This is a genomic window from Bradyrhizobium sp. CB1717 (assembly GCF_029714325.1).
GTDB lineage: Bacteria > Pseudomonadota > Alphaproteobacteria > Rhizobiales > Xanthobacteraceae > Bradyrhizobium.
On the sequence record NZ_CP121666.1, the window covers coordinates 1,328,492 to 1,345,193 of the forward strand.

Annotated in this window: 15 protein-coding genes; 4 read left to right on the plus strand and 11 right to left on the minus strand. The window is 65.2% G+C overall.

Features of this window, described 5'->3' with window-relative positions; translation table 11 throughout:
• Window positions 1–6: 6 nt before the first annotated feature.
• The 6 genes from QA649_RS06275 to QA649_RS06300 all read right to left on the minus strand — a co-directional run bounded on the left by QA649_RS06275 (window position 7) and on the right by QA649_RS06300 (window position 6,686).
• Entirely contained in the window at window positions 7–1,890 is a 1,884-nt protein-coding gene (locus tag QA649_RS06275; RefSeq protein WP_283023423.1) for a feruloyl-CoA synthase, read from the minus strand.
• Window positions 1,887–2,696, minus strand: coding sequence for a crotonase/enoyl-CoA hydratase family protein (locus tag QA649_RS06280; protein ID WP_018643307.1), 810 nt, complete (start codon window positions 2,694–2,696; stop codon window positions 1,887–1,889). Before QA649_RS06280 ends, QA649_RS06275 begins: the two co-directional genes overlap by 4 nt.
• A gap of 263 nt (window positions 2,697–2,959) precedes the next feature.
• Window positions 2,960–3,421, minus strand: a complete 462-nt coding sequence (locus tag QA649_RS06285) for a DUF3237 domain-containing protein (RefSeq protein WP_283023424.1) — start codon at window positions 3,419–3,421, stop codon at window positions 2,960–2,962.
• 219 nt (window positions 3,422–3,640) lie between these two features.
• Window positions 3,641–4,960 (minus strand): TRAP transporter permease, encoded by a 1,320-nt coding sequence (locus QA649_RS06290; RefSeq protein WP_283023425.1) that lies wholly within the window; start codon window positions 4,958–4,960, stop codon window positions 3,641–3,643.
• Between the two features lie 2 nt (window positions 4,961–4,962).
• Window positions 4,963–5,472, minus strand: a complete 510-nt coding sequence (locus QA649_RS06295; protein WP_283023426.1) for a TRAP transporter small permease — start codon at window positions 5,470–5,472, stop codon at window positions 4,963–4,965.
• Between the two features lie 197 nt (window positions 5,473–5,669).
• Window positions 5,670–6,686: a TRAP transporter substrate-binding protein gene (locus QA649_RS06300; protein WP_283023427.1), complete on the minus strand. Its 1,017-nt coding sequence runs from the start codon at window positions 6,684–6,686 to the stop codon at window positions 5,670–5,672.
• A gap of 252 nt (window positions 6,687–6,938) precedes the next feature.
• On the opposite strand from QA649_RS06300, the gene pobA reads away from it, so the two are divergent.
• Together pobA and QA649_RS06310 are read left to right on the plus strand one after the other, a co-directional pair.
• Window positions 6,939–8,108, plus strand: coding sequence for a 4-hydroxybenzoate 3-monooxygenase (pobA, locus tag QA649_RS06305; RefSeq protein WP_283023428.1), 1,170 nt, complete (start codon window positions 6,939–6,941; stop codon window positions 8,106–8,108).
• Window positions 8,109–8,435: 327 nt separating this feature from the next.
• Complete coding sequence (locus QA649_RS06310) at window positions 8,436–8,855, plus strand: PaaI family thioesterase (protein ID WP_283023429.1); 420 nt, start codon at window positions 8,436–8,438, stop codon at window positions 8,853–8,855.
• 196 nt (window positions 8,856–9,051) lie between these two features.
• Here the strand turns inward: QA649_RS06310 and QA649_RS06315 are convergent, their stop codons facing one another.
• Window positions 9,052–9,936, minus strand: coding sequence for a LysR family transcriptional regulator (locus QA649_RS06315; RefSeq protein ID WP_283023430.1), 885 nt, complete (start codon window positions 9,934–9,936; stop codon window positions 9,052–9,054).
• A 120-nt stretch (window positions 9,937–10,056) separates the two neighbouring features.
• Between QA649_RS06315 and QA649_RS06320 the strand changes: the two genes are divergently transcribed.
• Window positions 10,057–10,677 carry a pyridoxamine 5'-phosphate oxidase family protein gene (locus QA649_RS06320; protein ID WP_283023431.1) on the plus strand — a complete coding sequence of 207 codons (621 nt, stop codon included), beginning with the start codon at window positions 10,057–10,059 and terminating at the stop codon, window positions 10,675–10,677.
• Between the two features lie 178 nt (window positions 10,678–10,855).
• Here QA649_RS06320 and QA649_RS06325 read toward each other — a convergent pair whose 3' ends face one another.
• The 3 genes from QA649_RS06325 to QA649_RS06335 are packed head-to-tail and all read right to left on the minus strand — an operon-like array spanning window position 10,856 to window position 14,401.
• Window positions 10,856–11,587, minus strand: coding sequence for an ABC transporter ATP-binding protein (locus QA649_RS06325; RefSeq protein WP_283023432.1), 732 nt, complete (start codon window positions 11,585–11,587; stop codon window positions 10,856–10,858).
• Window positions 11,584–13,353: a branched-chain amino acid ABC transporter ATP-binding protein/permease gene (locus QA649_RS06330; protein ID WP_283023433.1), complete on the minus strand. Its 1,770-nt coding sequence runs from the start codon at window positions 13,351–13,353 to the stop codon at window positions 11,584–11,586. The genes QA649_RS06325 and QA649_RS06330 overlap by 4 nt, the downstream gene beginning before the upstream one ends.
• A gap of 7 nt (window positions 13,354–13,360) precedes the next feature.
• The gene (locus QA649_RS06335; protein ID WP_283023434.1) at window positions 13,361–14,401 is read right to left on the minus strand and encodes a branched-chain amino acid ABC transporter permease; all 1,041 of its coding nucleotides are present in this window, start codon (window positions 14,399–14,401) and stop codon (window positions 13,361–13,363) included.
• Window positions 14,402–14,578: 177 nt separating this feature from the next.
• Here QA649_RS06335 and QA649_RS06340 point away from each other — a divergent pair, with 177 nt between their 5' ends.
• Complete coding sequence (locus tag QA649_RS06340) at window positions 14,579–15,100, plus strand: MarR family transcriptional regulator (protein ID WP_018643295.1); 522 nt, start codon at window positions 14,579–14,581, stop codon at window positions 15,098–15,100.
• 125 nt (window positions 15,101–15,225) lie between these two features.
• Here QA649_RS06340 and QA649_RS06345 read toward each other — a convergent pair whose 3' ends face one another.
• Complete coding sequence (locus tag QA649_RS06345) at window positions 15,226–16,509, minus strand: glycerate kinase (protein ID WP_283023435.1); 1,284 nt, start codon at window positions 16,507–16,509, stop codon at window positions 15,226–15,228.
• Between the last annotated feature and the right edge of the window lie 193 nt (window positions 16,510–16,702).

Here is a 16,702-nt window from a genome sequence, read left to right on the forward strand (position 1 = left end):
GGTTTCTTATCCGACCGATATCACACGGTCCGACGGATTGGCAGCATAGAGCTCGTCGATCATTGCGGTGCGATGTTCCAGCACGGCGCGCTGGTTGATCGAGCCCTTGTCCGTGACCTCGCCCTTGTCGATCGACAGCGGCGTATCCATCAGGATCGCGCGCGTGATCCGGGTCGAGGATCCCGTGGCTTGGCTGAGGAAGCGCGTCAGGCGCTCGCGAAAGGCCTCGCGCACCAGCCGGTCGCGCGTCGCGACGACGAGATCGTCCGCCGGCAGCGTCGGATTGATCAGGCGGCAGCCGTCGAGGTCGAGCACGACCAGCGCGGAGACCTCGTCACGGTTGATGCCGGCGATGACGACGTCGCGCACCAGCGGCGCGCAGGCGGCGGTGAGGCGCGCGCGCAGGGGACCGACGCTGACCCAGGTGCCGCTGGCGAGCTTGAAGTCCTCGCTGACGCGGCCGTCGAAATCGAAGCCGGCGTTGAAATCATCGGGATCGGCGGGCTTGAGCGCATCGCCCATCTTGTAAAATCCTTCCTCGTCGAAGGATTTTGCGGTGATGTCCGCTTGGCGCCAGTAGCCGGGCATCACGTTCGGCCCCTTGGCGCGGACCTCCAGCTTGCCGTTGTTCGGCACCAGCTTGGCGTCGTTGCCGGAGACGGGCAGGCCGACATGGCCGGAGCGGCTGGTGCGCGGATTGACCGACATGAAGAACGGCGCCGTCTCGGTGGCGCCAAGGCCGGTCAGCATCGGCACGCGATAGCCCTTCTCCTTCACCGCGAGTTCGTCGAGGCTGTTCCAGACGAACGGCGACAGCGCCGCGCCCGAGAAGAACATCGCATGCAGCCGGTCGAAGAACTTCGCGCGCAGGCCCTGGTCGTCGCGCAAATAAGGCAGCAGCGATTCATAGCCCTTGGGCACGTTGAAATAGACCGTCGGCGAAATCTCCTGGAGATTGCGCACGGTCTCCTCGATGCCGCCGGGCACCGGCTTGCCGGCGTCCAGATACATCGAGCCGCCATTGTAGAGCGTCAGGCCGATATTGTGGTTGCCGCCAAAGGTGTGATTCCACGGCAGCCAGTCGATGATGACGGGCGGCTCGTCCTTGAGGAAGGCGAGCGTCTCGCGCAGCATCACCTGGTTGGCGCAGATCATGCGCTGGGTGTTGATGACGGCCTTGGGATTGCCGGTCGAGCCTGACGTCAGCAGGAACTTTGCGATCGTGTCGGGGCCGATCCTGCCATGCACCGCGTCGAGATCGCCGCGGATCGGTGTCGCCATGAGATCTGCGAGCAGGGTGACGTCGCGGCCCGGCACGGTGCCGTAGGATGCCGCGATCTCGGTGCCGAGCGAGACGTTGGCGGCGAGCGCGTCCGCGAACTTGCCGGCGTCCTCGGCGAAGACGAGGCCGGGCGTCAGCAGCTTCATCAGGTAAGACAGCTTGCCGTAATCCTTCGACACCAGCGAATAGGCCGGCGACACCGGGCAGAACGGAACGCCGGCATAGAACGCGCCGAACGCCAGCAGCGCATGGTCGATCGAATTGCCGGAGAGGATCACGACCGGCCGCTCCGCGGACAGGCCGCGCGCGATCAGGCTCGATGCAATATGCCGGCTCGCGGTGAGCAGCTCGGCATAGGTGATCCTGCGCCAGCCGCGGCCGCCTTCGCGTTCGGCCATGAAGACGCGGTCCGGCGTCGTCGTCGCCCAATGATGCAGGCGGTCGGTGATGCGGACCGGATAGTCGCCGAGCGGCTGCTTCGGCCGCAGATAGATCGTGCCGTCGTCGCGCCGCTCGATGTTGACGGCGGGATCGCCGAACGAAATGGGCCGCAGCGGAGAATTGCTCGCGCCGCGCTCCATGCTGGAAGAGGACGGCTGCGCGCTCATGATTTGGGTTTCACCTTCGCGGTCTTGTGCTCGAGGAATTCGCGGATCCTGCGCTTTGCCTCCTTATCGCTCTGCGCGACGGTGGCCATCAGCGATTCCATCAAGAGACCCGTTTGGGGGTTGGCTTCCGCGATCATCGGCAGCGCCTGCAGCACGGCGAAATTCGTCAGCGGCGCGTTGGAGGCGATCTTGGTCGCGAGCTCCAGCGCCTTGCCGAGCCCGTTGCCGGCCTCCGTCAGATATTGCGCAAAGCCGTAGGAGGCGCCTTCGGTCGCGCTGTAGACGCGGCCCGTCAGCATCATGTCCATCATCCTGGCAACGCCGATCAGCCGCGGCAGCCGCACCGAGCCGCCGCCGCCGACGAAGATGCCGCGCTGTCCTTCCGGCAGGGCGAAATAGGTCGAGGGCTCGGCGACGCGGATATGCGCCGCGCAGGCAAGCTCCAGCCCGCCGCCGATCACCGCGCCCCTGAGCGCCGCGATCACGGGCACGCGGCTGTACTGGATGCGGTCGAACACCCGGTGCCACATCTGGGAATGCAGAAGGCCGCCGGTGGCGTCGTGCTCGGTCAATTCGGAGAGGTCGAGGCCACTGGAGAAATGGTCGCCGATGCCGTGGATGACGACCGCGCCGATGTCCTCGGGCAGGGAGGCAAAACACTCGCCGATTTCCAGGATGATGCCGTCATTGAGCGCATTGCGCTTGGCCGGCCGGTTCAGACCCACGGTCAGAACCCGGTCCGCCCGCTCGATCCGGAGCAGCCCGGAGGTACCCGCGTCAGCGGTATCGGCGTTTCCCTGTGTCATTTGCGTCCTTGTCAGAATAGTTATGTTGTATAACGAATTTTGAGGGAGTCAAGGAGGGGGCTGGTCAGGAGGGCAAAAGCCGTCCTCCAAATTGGGCGTCGTCCCGGCCTAGTGCGCAATTGCGCACGGGGGCCGGGACCCATACCCCCAGGGAGAAATTTGGCGAAGATACGTCGTTCGGTATTCCGACCGTCCGCAATCGATGGAATCCGCGGTATGGGTCCCGGGACGACATCTGAGCGTGTTGAAAGGCCGCCCGCCCCTCACATCACCTGATGCACGTCGATCACCACGCGGTCCGCGTGGCGCGCGGCTGAGCCGACAAAAATGTGCTGCATCAGCCAGCGGTACTTCTGGTGCCCCGTCTCGAACTTCGGCACGGTGCGGAAATAGATCAGCTTCGGATCGACCGGTTCGCCGCGCTTGAGCTTTTGCAACAGCTCGACGGGCCCGAAGCGCATGCCCTTGTTCTCGATATAGACGACGGCGCCGTCGTCGGTCTCGAAGGCGTACTTGGCCTCTAAGTCGATCAGCTCGTTGGGACGGATGGTCTGGAAGTCGGCGCCGAACGGCAGCACTTTTCCGGTGATCGCGCCCGTCACCTCGCCGCCGATGATCGGGATGATACGGCGCACGCCGATGCCGGTTTCGCCGGCGGTGATGACCTCGCCAATCTTTGCGGTGATGGTGAAGACATATTTGGTTTCGAGCGCCGGTGTGGTCATCGCTTGTCTCCAATCTATCGCGCTAGCGACGCCCCACCTTCCCTTCTCCCCTTGTGGGAGAAGGTGGCGCGAAGCGCCGGATGAGGGGTTGTCTCCGCGCATTCAACTGCGGGCTTGCGTGTGGAGCGAGACCCCTCACCCGTCTCGCCGCTATCGCGGCGAGCCACCCTCTCCCACAAGGGGAGAGGGGAAGACAGCTCGCCGCTCTATCACGCACATCTAATGCGCCATCATCCGCGTCGGCAGCCAGGTCGCCAGCAGCGGGAACGCAATCAAAATCACCAGGCGCACGAGGTCCGTCGCAACGAACGGGATCACGCCCTTGAAGATGGTGGAGAACGAGACGTCCTTCACCACGCTTTTTATGACGAAGACGTTCATGCCGACCGGCGGGTGGATCAGGCCGAGCTCGACGGTCATGACGATGATGACGCCGAACCAGATCGGGTCGAAGCCGAGATGCATGATCACGGGGAAGATAATCGGCACGGTCAGGATGATCATCGCCATGGCGTCCATCAGGCAGCCGAGCACGAGATACATCACCATGATCAGGGCCAGCACGCCGTAGGGCCCGAGGCCGAGACCGGTGAGGAACTCCGTCACCTTCTGCGGCGTCTGCGTCACCGTGAGGAAATAGCCGAAGATCAAGGCGCCAATCAGCACGGTGAACACGGCCGCTGCGGTGCGCGTCGCCTGCAGCAGCGAGGCCAGCACCTTCTCGCGGTCGAGCCGTCCGGTGACCATGCCGATGATGAACGCGCCGGTGGCGCCGACGCCACCGGCCTCGGTCGGCGTGAAACGCGGCAGGAACGGCAGGCCGTAGAGGCCGCCGATCACGAACACGAACAGCAGCACCGGCGCCCAGATGTCCTTCAGGCCCGCAAAGCGCTCGCGCCATGGCAGCACCTTGCCCTTGGGCAGGAAGTCGGGGCGGAAATATCCGATCAGAAAGATCGTGATCATGTACATGGTCATCGCCAGCAGGCCCGGGATGATGCCGGCAATGAAGAGTTTTCCGATGTCCTGCTCGGTGATGATGCCGTAGACCGCGAGCACGGTGGAGGGCGGCAGCATTGCGCCGAGCGTGCCGCCGGCCGCGATTACGCCGGTGGCGAACGATTGCGGATAGCCGAAGCGGCGCATCTCCGGGTAAGCGACGGCGGAGAAGGTCGCGGCGGTCGCGACCGACGAGCCGCAGATCGCGGCAAAGCCGCCGCAGGCGCCGACGGTAGCGATGCCGAGCCCGCCGCGCAGATGTCCGACGAAGCCGTTGGCGGCGCGGAACAACTCGCGGCTCATGCCGGAATTACTGACGAAGGAGCCCATCAGCAGAAACATCGGGATGACGCCGAAGGTGTAGTCGGTGACCGTGCGCATCGAGGTCTGGCCGACCAGCTTCAGCGCCGCCGTCCCGTTGACGAGATAGGCGAAGCCGGACACCCCGACGAGGCCCATGGCCATGCCGACGGGCACGCGCAGCAGCATCAGGACGAAAAGGGAAACGAAGCCGATAACGGCGACGGCATCGGTGCTCATGGTTACTCCGTCGCCTTCAGCTTGGGGTCGTGCATTTCCTCGGGATGGAAGATCAATCGGTAAGTGCGGATCGCGATCAGCAGCACGGCCGCGCCATCGCCGATCCACGCGACCGCGAAGAAGGGCCAGGTCGGCATATGCATGTCGAAGGTGAGGACGTTGTCGTTGTAGGTGCCGCGCACCTTGTCGAACAGCGTCCAGGTCTGCACGGTGACGACGAACAGCAGCACCAGCGTCGCGAACACGTCGATCCAGCGCTGGTAGCGCGGGCTGACATTGCCCCAGACGAGGTCGACCGTGATGTGGGTGCCGCGGTAGGAGGTCGCCGCGATGCCCCAGAAGATGAGGATGCCGAGCAGCATGCGGCCGATGTCGAAAGAGTCGGGGATCGAGTAGTTCAGCGTGTTGCGCAACAGCACCGACAGGAAGATGTCGAGCGCAACGATGCCGACGAAGCCGGCCGCGATCCATTCGATCGTGTCGATAAAGCGATCCATCCAGGCGCGCTTCATGGAGAAAGAATCCTTCCGACGAGTTCGAGGTGCGCCCGCGATGGAGCTACGCTCCCCCCCGCTTGCGGGGGAGGGCCGGGGAGAGGGTGTCTCAACAACGAAGACTCCCCCAGACGAGAGAGCCCTCACCCGACGCTTCGCGCCGACCTCTCCCGCTTGCGGGAGAGGTGCAGCGAGCGCGCGGCCGCAGCTGGGCGCTACTCCGCCAGCGCGTTGTACTTCTTCAGCGACGCCTTCAGCTCGCTAAGCGCCGCATCCGGATCGGCACCGGCCTTCTTGGCACCATCACCCCAGGTCTTGACCAGCGGCTCGGCCGCCTTCTTCCAGGCGGCGATCTGCTCGGGCGTCAGCTTGTAGACCTCGTGGCCGGATTCCGCCTTGATCTTGTCGATGCCGGCATCCTCGAACTTGCCCCAGTGCTCGCCGACCGCGCCCGCCATCTCGACCGTGCAGTTCTTGTCGATCGCGGCCTTCTGCTTGTCGGACATCGCGTTGTATTTGTCCTTGTTGATCACGAACACGAAGGTCGTGGTGTAGAGCGGCGCCTCCATGTCGTACTTGGTCACCTTGTCGATGCCGAACAGCACCAGGGAGCCCCAGGGGAAGGTGACACCGTCCGCGACGCCGCGCTCGATGATGTCGCGCACTTCCGGCGCGGAAGACTGCACATTGGTGCCGCCGAGCGAGGTCACGAAGTTCGCCATGGTGGCGTGGGCGGGACGGATCTTGAGGCCCTTCACGTCCTCGGGCACCGCGATCTTCTTGGTCTTGGAATGGAAGGAGGAGGGCGAGTGGACGAAGGCGAGGCAGTATTTGACGTCCTTCATCTCCTTCTCGGCATATTTGCGGTACCAGGCATCGAGCCCCATCGAGCCGCCCTTGGCGTCGGAAATCAGGAACGGCAATTCGCCGGCGCCGATGATCGGGAAGCGGCCGGGCTGGTAGCCGGGATTGACATAGGTGACGTCGGCGATGCCGTCGCGCGCCATGTCGTAATGATCGAATGCCTTGCCGAGCTGCTGGGCTGGAAACACTTTGCCCGTGATGGTGCCGCCGGAATCCTTGTTCACTGCGGCCACCCAGTCTTCCAGGGATTTCTGCAGCGGGTGCGACGCCGGCACCCAGTGCGAGACCTTCAGGTCGAAGGTCTTGTCCTGCGCCAGCGCAGGGCTCACGCTTGCTGCCAGCAGCAAAGCCAGACAGGCTTTTCTCATCACGCGTTTCTCCCTCTTTTCAAAGCCGGGCTTCGTTGGCCCGGGCTCATTATTTAACATGTTATATAATCGGCCGGCACGTTCAAGCCGGAACTGACGCGACATCTACGTCAGCCATGTTGCATGGATTTGTCGCAGTCAGCGCGACGCGCTCTCCCTTTTGCCCAACAATTATATGATATAATTATCGTCCGCGGATCGGCGCGACAAGCGCGGCCGCGCCGCACCTTACAGAATCGGGAGGAGCAAGTATTGCGGACAAAAGTCGCAATCATCGGGGCCGGGCCGGCCGGATTGTTGCTTGGGCAACTGCTGCATCGATCCGGCATCGACAATTTCATCCTGGAGCGCCAGAGCCCGGACTATGTGCTCGGCCGCATCCGCGCCGGCCTCCTGGAGGAGGGAACCGTCGCGCTGCTCGACCAGGTCGGCGCCGGCACGCGGGCGCATGCCGAAGGCCTGGTGCATGAAGGCATCGAGCTTGCCTTTTCCGGCCGCCGCCACCGCATTGACATGAAGAGTGCGACCGGCAAGACGGTGATGATCTACGGCCAGACCGAGGTCACGCTCGACCTGATGAATGCGCGCAAGGCCGCAGGACTAGTGTCCGTTTACGAGGCCAAGGACGTGCAGCCGCACGATTTCGACGGCAGTCACCCGCGCGTAACCTATGTGAAGGACGGCGTCACCCACACGCTCGATTGCGATTTCATCGCCGGCTGCGACGGCTTCCACGGCGTCAGCCGCGCCAGCGTCCCGGCCTCGGCGATCGAGGAGTTCGAGCGGGTCTATCCGTTCGGCTGGCTCGGTATCCTCTCCGAGACGCCGCCGGTCAGTCACGAGCTGATCTACTCCAATCACGCCCGCGGCTTTGCGCTCTGCACCATGCGCTCGATGAGGCGCAGCCGCTACTATGTGCAGTGCTCGCTCGACGACCATGTCGACCAGTGGAGCGATGATCGCTTCTGGGACGAATTGAAGCGGCGGCTCGACCAGGAGGCGGCCGACAGCCTCGTCACCGGACCGTCGATCGAGAAGAGCATCGCTCCCTTGCGCAGCTTCGTCGCCGAGCCGATGCGCTTCGGCAAGATGTTCCTGTGCGGCGACGCCGCCCACATCGTGCCGCCGACCGGCGCCAAGGGCCTGAACCTTGCCGCCAGCGACGCTCATTATTTGTCGAGCGCGCTCCGCGAATTCTACGACGAGAAGTCCAGCGCCGGCATCGACGCCTATTCCGCGAAGGCGCTGGCCCGCGTCTGGAAAGCCGTGCGCTTCTCCTGGTGGATGACCTCGATGCTGCACAAATTTCCCGACACCGGCTCCATCGGCGCCCGCATCCAGCTCGCCGAGCTCGACTACGTCACGCAGTCCCAGGCCGCGATGACGTCGCTGTCGGAGAATTACGTGGGGCTGCCGTTTTAGAGCCGCACCGTCGGTGCCGTAGGGTGGGCAAAGGCGCAAAGCGCCGTGCCCACCATCTTCCCATAATCGCGAAAGCTCGTGGGCACGCTTCGCTTTGCCCAACCTACGGCACTTCGTGCTCTTTCCACATCGTCATTGCGAGCGAAGCGAAGCAATCCAGACTGTTTACGCGGACGCAGTCTGGATTGCTCCGTCACAAGAGCTCCTTGCAATGACAGCGGAGGCTGTTTCAAACACCCCCGCAAATCCCGTTTAAAACTTTGTAGGCGGTGAAACTGTCATCCACATCGCGTTCAATGGCGGCAGCCACACACACGCGAGACAGCCATGACGTCCACCGACATCCCTGACGGCTTCGAGCCGCTCTTCCGCAAGAGCCCTCTCACCGAGCCCTGGGAGCCGCTCTACGCGAAGAAGACCGACAAGGCCGTCATCATCGGCCTGCGGCTGGCGAAGCCACACACCAACGGCCGTGGCCTGATCCATGGCGGCCTCATCACCGCGCTCGCCGACAACGCCATGGGCTACAGCTGCGCGCAGGCGACCGGCTGGACCACGTCGTTCGTGACGGTCTCGCTCTCGGTCGATTTCGTCGGCTCTGCCGAGATCGGCCAGTGGTCCTCGATCGAGAGCGACGTGATCAAGACCGGCAAGACGATCTGCTTCGCACAGTGCCTGATCAAGGCCGACGACGTCGTGATCGCGCGGGCCAGCGGAACGTTCAGGGTGGTGCCGAAGAAGGGGTGACTCTCGTGCGGTGGGCCGCGATGTCGCCCCTTGCTCCGTCATTGCGAGCGCAGCGAAGCAATCCAGACTGCCACTGCGGACAGATTCTGGATTGCTTCGCTGCGCTCGCAATGACGATGTGGAGATGGCGGTGCGGCACACTGCGCTGTCGTGCCCCGGACGCAGCGCTGCGCGGCGCGTCCGGGACACGAGACCATCACCCGAACCGCCACTCCGCCGTCTCCACCACGAGATCGATGAACGCGCGCACCTTGGCCGAGAGCAGGCGAGAGGTCGGGTAGACGATGTGGATCGGTAGCGCCGGCTGCTCGTATTTCGCCAGCACGATTTTCAAGCGCCCGCGCTTCAGTCCCTCGGCGGCCTGATAGGCCAGCACCCGCGTCACGCCGCCGCCGGCCTCGGCATATTGCAGGGCGGCGTCGGCGCTGTTGCTGGTGAAGCGCGGGATCGGCGTCACCTCGATGTCGCGGCCGTCCTGCACGAAGTGCCAGCTGGCCGACGGGCCGAACTGGATGGTCTGGTGCGCGGCGAGCGCCTCCGGCATCTTCGGCTCGCCATGACGCTTCAAATAGCCGGGCGCGGCCACCACGATCCGACGCATCTCGCCGACCTGGCGCGCCACCAGCGAGGAATCGGCGAGGTGGCCGATCCGCACCGCGGCGTCGACGGCGTCTTCCACGAGATTGACGAAGTGGTCCGACAGCCTGAGCTCGGCGGCGACGTCGGGATGGCGCTTGAGATAGGCGGTCATGACCGGCCCGACATGCAGCCGGCCGAAGCCGACCGGTGCCGACACCACCAGCCGCCCGCTCGGCCGGTTGCGCTCCTGCCGCGCCGAGCCGTCGGCCTCCTCGACATCGGCGAGGATGCGCCGCGCGCGCTCCAGATAGCGGGTGCCGACGTCGGTCAGCGTCACCTGCCGCGTGGTCCGCTGCAGCAGCCGGGCGCCGAGATGCTCCTCCAGCGCCGCGATCAGCCGCGTCACCGCCGAAGGCGACAGCCGCAGTTTTCGCGCCGCCGGCGCAAAGCCGCGCAGATCGGCGACGGTGACGAAGACGTGCATGGCTTCGAGGCGGTCCATGGCCATTATTGCATATATCGCAATGATCAAGTGTCAAGGCGGTCGATTGTTTTAAACGCAGGAAGGTCCATTTTGGGGGCGAAGACGCAGCAATGCGCCGGAATTTCAGGAGATGTTCCGATGACTGCCGTACACACCTATGCCAGCGACGTCGCCTTCTCGCCGGCTGTGAAATCGATTCAGACCCGAAAGGGATCGCGCGAGGGTTATGCCCATGCCAAGCAGCGGGGATGGCGCACCGAGGTCGACGAGAACCTCGCGGCATTCCTGGCTGACGCCAACAGCTTCTACTTTGCCACGGCCTCGGCCGATGGGCAGCCCTACATCCAGCACCGCGGCGGCCCGAAGGGGTTCTTGAAGGTGCTGGACAAGCAGACGCTCGCCTTCACCGACTATGCCGGCAACCGGCAATACATCACGCAGGGAAACCTGTCCGAGAACCCCAAGGCCTATATCTTCGTAATGGACTATGCCCATCGCCGGAGGGTGAAGATCTGGGGCGAGGCACGTGTGGTCGAGGACGACGAGGCGCTGACGACGTCGCTGATGCCGAAGGGTTACCGCGCGCGGCCGGAGCAGGTCATCCTCTTCAAGATCGCGGCCTGGGACACCAACTGCCCGCAGCACATCCCGCAGAAGTTCGATGCGCCGGATGTCGCGGCCGCGCTGGCGGCGAGGGATCAGCGCATCGCGGAGCTGGAGGCGGAGATCGCGGCGTTGAAGGGGGCGCGAGCATCGTAACGCGCCGCTCGTTTACCCCCCCTGGAGGGGGAGGGTCGATCGCGCGAAGCGCGAGCGGGGTGGGGTGATCTCTCAACACGGGCAGTTTACGACGATGAGAGACCGTCACCCCCACCCCGCTTCGCATTTCGCTTCGCTCCATGCGAAACGACCCTCCCCCTCCAGGGGAGGGTAAGAGTCACAGCACACTCGCGCCTTCGTGCTGGAAGCCGAGATAGCTCGCAGCCACCCGCTCGTTCGCCGCGATGTCGCTGGCCTTGCCGCTGAGCACGAACTCGCCGAGCTCCATCACATAGGCCTGGTCCGCGATCTTCAGCGCGGCCTGCGCGTTCTGCTCGACCAGCAGCACGGAGACGCCGCTGGTGCGGAGCTCGGTCACGATGCGGAAGATGTCGGCGACGATGATCGGGGCAAGGCCAAGGCTCGGCTCGTCCAGCATCAGGAGCTTCGGCTCGCCCATCAGCGCGCGGCCCATGGCGAGCATCTGCTGCTCGCCGCCGGACAGCGTACCGGCGAGCTGCTTGCGGCGCTCCTTGAGCCGTGGAAACAGCGTATAGACCCGCTCGATCGAGGATTTCGCGCGGCTCCGCTCGATGCGGAAGGCCCCGAGCTCGAGATTGTCCTCGACATTCATGGTCACGAACAATTCGCGGTGCTCCGGCACGAGGCCGAGCCCCATCGCGACGCGATCCTCGATGTCGAGCCGGGCGAGATCCTGCCCGGCGAAGGCGACGCGCCCTTTCAGCGGCAGAATGCCCATGATCGCCGAGAGCAGCGTGGTCTTGCCGGCACCGTTGGCGCCGACGATGGTGACGATCTCATTGGCGCCGACCTCGAGCGAGACCGAGCGGACGGCCTCGACCTTGCCATAGGCGACATGGGCGTCGGTGACGGACAACAGCGCGCTCATGCCGCCACTCCGAGATAGGCCTTGATCACTTCGGGATTGGTCTTGATCGTGGCGGGCGTGCCCTCCGCGATCTTGGTGCCGAAATCGAGCACCACGATGCGGTCGGCGAGGTTCATCACAAAGCCCATGTCGTGCTCGACCAAGAGCACGCTCATGCCGCCGTCGCGCAGCTCGCGCAAGAGCGCGGCGAGGCGCTGCTTCTCCATGTGGCGCAGGCCCGCGGCCGGCTCGTCGAGCAGCAGCAGCATCGGATCGACGCACAGCGCGCGGGCGATCTCGACGATGCGCTGCTGGCCCAGCGAGAGCGAGCCGGCGAGCTGGTGCATCTGCTCGGCGAGGCCGACGCGCTCGATCTGGCGCGCGGCTTCCGCAAGCAGTTTTGCCTCGTCGGCGCGGTCGAGCCGCAGCATCGAGGCGATCGGGCCGGAATGGCCGCGCAGATGCGCGCCGATCGCGACATTCTCCAGCACGGTCATGTCGGGGACCAGCTTGACGTGCTGGAAGGTCCTGCTGATGCCGAGCTTGACGATCTCCTGCGGCGGCGCCTTGTCGACCTTCCTGCCGAGCACCGAGATCGAGCCCGAGGTCGCCGACAGCACGCCGGTGATCAGGTTGAAGGTGGTGCTCTTGCCGGCGCCGTTCGGTCCGATCAGCGCGACGATCTCCTTGGCCTGGACGTCGAAGGAGACGTTGTTGACCGCGACCACGCCGCCGAATTGTTTTCGCGCCTTTTCGACCTGGAGCAGGACGCCGGCCTCGGCGGGCGCGCGGGTGCGCTGCTCCAGCTTCAGCGAGGTATCCGGCTTCTTGCCGCTGGTGCGCTCGGGCAGGAACGAGATCAGCCAGGGCCACAGGCCGCCGGGGGCGAGCTGCAGCAGCGCCACCAGCATGATGCCGAACACGATGGTCTCGACCTGGCCGGAGCCGGGCAGGATCAGCGGCAGATAGCTTTGCAGCACCTCCTTCAGCACCACGACGATCGCCGCGCCCAGCACGCCGCCCCAGACGTAGCCGGCGCCGCCGACCACCGCGATGAAGAGATATTCGATGCCGGCCTGCGCGCCGAACGGCGTCGGGTTCACCGCGCGCTGAAGATGGGCGTAGAGCCACCCCGAAAGGCCGGCCAGCACTGCGGCGTGGATGAACACCAATAGCTTGGCCCGCGGCGTGTGCACGCCGAACGCCTCGGCGGCGACATGGCCGCGTCGGAGCGCGCGGATGGCGCGGCCGGTGCGGGAGTCCAGCAGGTTCATTGTGAGCCAGGCCGAGAGGATCACGGCGACCCAGATCGCGTAATAGATCGAGCCGGGCGAGAGCATCTTGAACGTGCCGATCGACAGCGGCGGGATCGCCGAGATGCCGTCGTTTCTCCCTAGGAATTCCAGCTTGCTGAAGAGGTAGAACAGCCCGAGCCCCCAGGCGAGCGTGCCGAGCGGCAGATAGTGGCCGGAGAGGCGGACAGTGATCAGCCCGAGCAGCACCGCCAGCGATCCGCTGACGATGAGCGACAGCGGCAGCGTCAGCCAGGGCGACAGTCCGTAGGACGTCGACAGCACCGCGGTCGTGTAGGCGCCGAAGCCGACGAAGGCCGCCTGCCCGAATGAGGTGAGGCCGCCGACGCCGGTCAGCAGCACGAGGCCCATCGCGACCAGGGCCGCAAGGCCGATATTGTCGAGCAGCACGATCCAGAACGGCGGCATGCCCGGGACGAACGGGATCGCCGCCATGACAAGTGCGAAGACGAGGATGGGAAGCCGGCTCTGCATCTTAGCCTCAGTCCTTCTCTTCTTCGACCGCGGGCGCTGCGAGCGAGCGCAGCAGCAGCACGGGGATCAGCAGCATGAAGACGATCACTTCCTTGTAGTTGGAGGCATAGAAGGACGAGAACGCCTCGACGATGCCGACGACCAGCGCCGCGACGGCGGTGAGGGGATAGCTGACGAGTCCGCCGATGATGGCGGCGACGAAGCCTTTCAGGCCGATCAGGAAACCCGAGTCATAATAGAGCGTCGTGATCGGCACGATCATGATGCCCGACAGCGCGCCGATGACCGAGGCGAGCAGGAAGGCGATCTGCCCCGACAGCGTGGTGCGGATGCCCGCCAGCCGCGCGCCGAGCCGGTTCACGGCGGTTGCGCGCAGCGCCTTGCCGTAGAGCGTCAGGCCGAAGAACAGCCAGAGGCCGACGATGAAGGCGATGGTGATGGCGTAGACGGTGATGCTCTGGCCGGTGAAGCGCAGCGCGCCGGCGGTGAAGGCGCCGGACAGCACGGCAGGCCCGCGCTGGCCCTCGGCGCCGAAGAACAGCAGGCCGAGGCCCTGCAGTGCGAGGTGCACGCCGACGGATGCGATCAGCAGCACCAGCACGGAGGTGTGCGCCAGCGGCTGGAAGGCGATGCGGTAGAGATAGAGGCCGATCATCGCCACGATCACCAGCGACAGCGCGATGCAGACCGCCACCGGCGGCTTCTGCGCGGCGAAGTAGATGGTCAGCGCCAGCACGATGGAAGGCAGCACGATGTTGGTGATGAAGCTGCGGACGACCAGCCGCCCATGCAGCGCCTTGCGCGCCACGAACAGGTCGAAGGCGAAGGCGCCGATGCCCAGCGCGAGCGCGAGCTTGGCCGTGCCCGGCATCTGGCCCGCGGCCAGCGAGGCGTAGGTCAGCGCGCCATAGGTGACGAATTCGCCCTGGGGAATGAGGATGACGCGGGTGACGGCGAACACCAGCACCAGCGCCAGGCCGAGCAGCGCGTAGATTGCGCCATTGGTGATGCCGTCCTGCACCAGGAACAGCATGATGGTGGTGTTCAAGACCGGACGCTCCCCCTCAAGATTGGGGACCGGCCTCCGCAATTGCGGTGGATGGTCCCCACACAGCCATTGAAATACGCTGACGATATTTGATATGGTCCATAACAATTATCAAATATAACATCAAGGGTGGGGAGCGACCCGTCCCGAATTTAGCGGGATTACGAGCACGAGGCGATGACCGTTTCCAAAACCGCTGAAAAGTCTTCCGAAAAGCCGGCCGACGCGGCCAAGGGCCGCAAGGACGCGGGCGAGCCGCAGACGGAAGCCCTCCAGCTCGGCGAGCTTTCCGAGCAGCTCGGCTATGTCCTGAAGCGGGCACAGCTCAAGGTGTTCGAGAACTTTTTGCGCTGCATGGCCTCGCTCCAGCTGACGCCGGCGCAGTTCTCGGTGCTGCTGCTGGTCGAGAAGAACCCCGGCCGTAACCAGACCGAGATCGCCTCCACGCTCGGCATCCTCAGGCCGAACTTCGTGGCCATGCTCGACAATCTCGAGAGCCGCGACCTTTGCGCGCGGATCCGCTCCACCAACGACCGCCGCTCGCACATCCTGGTCTTGACCGACAAGGGCAAGGCGGTGCTGGCGCGGGCCAAGAAGCTCGTCGCCACCAAGCACGAGGCGCGGCTGAACGATCTGCTCGGCCAGGCCAACCGCGAAGCCCTGATCGGGATGCTCTCGAAGATCGCGAACGAGTTTTGAGGCTCCGCTGTCGGGCGGCGAAGCTGAAATCGCGTGTCTCTGAACTGCTGGGCTCTAGCCGCGGGACACCCTGCGCTCCCTCCCCGCAAGGGGGGAGGGAACGCAGCGGAGCGTGGGGCGCCCTCTCAATCGACCAGGATGACGCGAATATCATTCACGTTCGTCAGCGTCGGGCCGGGCTGCAGCAGATCCCCCGTCGCCTCGAAGAACGTCGTCGCGTCGTTGTTGTCGAGATAGGTCTGCGGCTGCAGCCCTTGCGCCTTCATCTTCGCAAACGTCGCCGCGTCGATCAGCGCCCCGGCGGGGTCGGTCGGGTGGCCGGCGCCGCCATCGGCGCCGTCGGTATCGCCGGCGAGCGCCGAAATGTTCGGCGTGTCCTTGAGCAGCTCGGCGAGTGCCAGCGCGTATTCCTGGTTGGGACCGCCGCGCCCGTTGCCGCGCACGGTCACCGTGAGCTCGCCGCCGGAGAGGATCGCGATGCGCTTGCCTTGCGCGCGGGCCTGAAGCGCGAGCTTCGCGTGATTGGCCGCGACCTCGCGCGCCTCGCCCTCGAGATCGGCGCCGAGATCGATGGTCTCGTAGCCGGCCTCCTTCGCAAGCTTCACCGCGGCGTCCAGCGATTGCTTGGGCCGCGCGATCAATTCGAACGACGCGCGCGCGAAGGCGGCATCGCCGGGCTTGCAGCTTTCATTGGCGGGATCGTCGAGCGCGCGGCGCACGGCATCGTCGATGTCGAGCCTGTACTTTGCCACGATCGCGCGCGCGTCGGCGAGCGTGGTCGGATCGGGCACGGTGGGGCCGGAGGCGATCGCGGAGGGGTCGTCATGCGGCACGTCGGAGATCGCGAGCGTGACGATCTCGGCCGCGTTTCTGCCGGCCCGCGCGAGCCGCCCGCCCTTGATCCGCGACAGGTGTTTCCGGACGACATTCATCTCGCCGATCGGCGCGCCCGAACGCAGCAGCGCCTTGTTGACCGCCTGCTTCTGCGCAAAGCTGATGCCGTCCACCGGCGCGATCCAGTTCGCCGAGCCGCCGCCGGTGAGCAGCACCAGCAGCAGATCGTCAGGGCCAGCCTCGCCGGCGAGCGCCAGCGTGTCGGCCGCGCCCTTCAGGCCGGCCTCGTCGGGCACGGGATGACCGGCCTCGACCACGCGGATGCGGCGCGTCGGCACGCCATAGCCATGGCGCGTGGTGGCGATGCCGACCAGCCGCTCCGGCGCAAGTTTTAACGTGTCGAGATAGTGCCGTTCCGCCGCCGCGGCCATCGCGCCGGCACCCTTGCCGGCGGCGAGGCAGATCACGCGTCCTTTGGGCGCGGGGCGCAAGTGCGGCGCCAGAATCGTATTTGGATGGGCGGCGGCAACGGCGGCGTCGTAGAGCGCGCGGAGCAGGGGACGTCGGTCGGTCATGACGAAAGGCCTTAGGCGGACAGAAGAGGCTGGCGGCAAATGTGTCGGTCACATGCCTACCGCATTGGCCGCGAAAGCGTAAGCGGGCTTTACCATCATTCGATTGTGCAATCGCGTGATCATAATCGGCGGGCAAGCAAAAACCCCCTGCGCGATCAGCGCAGGGGGTTTTTCGTCGTCGTGTATTTCAGTC

Excerpts from the sequence above, each read along its gene's own strand:
- QA649_RS06280 (WP_018643307.1), bottom strand. The coding sequence starts at position 2,696 with ATGACACAGGGAAACGCCGATACCGCTGACGCGGGTACCTCCGGGCTG.
- QA649_RS06320 (WP_283023431.1), top strand. The coding sequence starts at position 10,057 with ATGACTGCCGTACACACCTATGCCAGCGACGTCGCCTTCTCGCCGGCT.
- QA649_RS06340 (WP_018643295.1), top strand. The coding sequence starts at position 14,579 with ATGACCGTTTCCAAAACCGCTGAAAAGTCTTCCGAAAAGCCGGCCGAC.
- QA649_RS06345 (WP_283023435.1), bottom strand. The coding sequence starts at position 16,509 with ATGACCGACCGACGTCCCCTGCTCCGCGCGCTCTACGACGCCGCCGTT.
- QA649_RS06315 (WP_283023430.1), bottom strand. The coding sequence starts at position 9,936 with ATGGACCGCCTCGAAGCCATGCACGTCTTCGTCACCGTCGCCGATCTG.
- QA649_RS06330 (WP_283023433.1), bottom strand. The coding sequence starts at position 13,353 with ATGCAGAGCCGGCTTCCCATCCTCGTCTTCGCACTTGTCATGGCGGCG.
- QA649_RS06325 (WP_283023432.1), bottom strand. The coding sequence starts at position 11,587 with ATGAGCGCGCTGTTGTCCGTCACCGACGCCCATGTCGCCTATGGCAAG.
- QA649_RS06290 (WP_283023425.1), bottom strand. The coding sequence starts at position 4,960 with ATGAGCACCGATGCCGTCGCCGTTATCGGCTTCGTTTCCCTTTTCGTC.
- QA649_RS06300 (WP_283023427.1), bottom strand. The coding sequence starts at position 6,686 with ATGAGAAAAGCCTGTCTGGCTTTGCTGCTGGCAGCAAGCGTGAGCCCT.
- QA649_RS06285 (WP_283023424.1), bottom strand. The coding sequence starts at position 3,421 with ATGACCACACCGGCGCTCGAAACCAAATATGTCTTCACCATCACCGCA.
- QA649_RS06275 (WP_283023423.1), bottom strand. The coding sequence starts at position 1,890 with ATGAGCGCGCAGCCGTCCTCTTCCAGCATGGAGCGCGGCGCGAGCAAT.
- QA649_RS06310 (WP_283023429.1), top strand. The coding sequence starts at position 8,436 with ATGACGTCCACCGACATCCCTGACGGCTTCGAGCCGCTCTTCCGCAAG.
- QA649_RS06295 (WP_283023426.1), bottom strand. The coding sequence starts at position 5,472 with ATGAAGCGCGCCTGGATGGATCGCTTTATCGACACGATCGAATGGATC.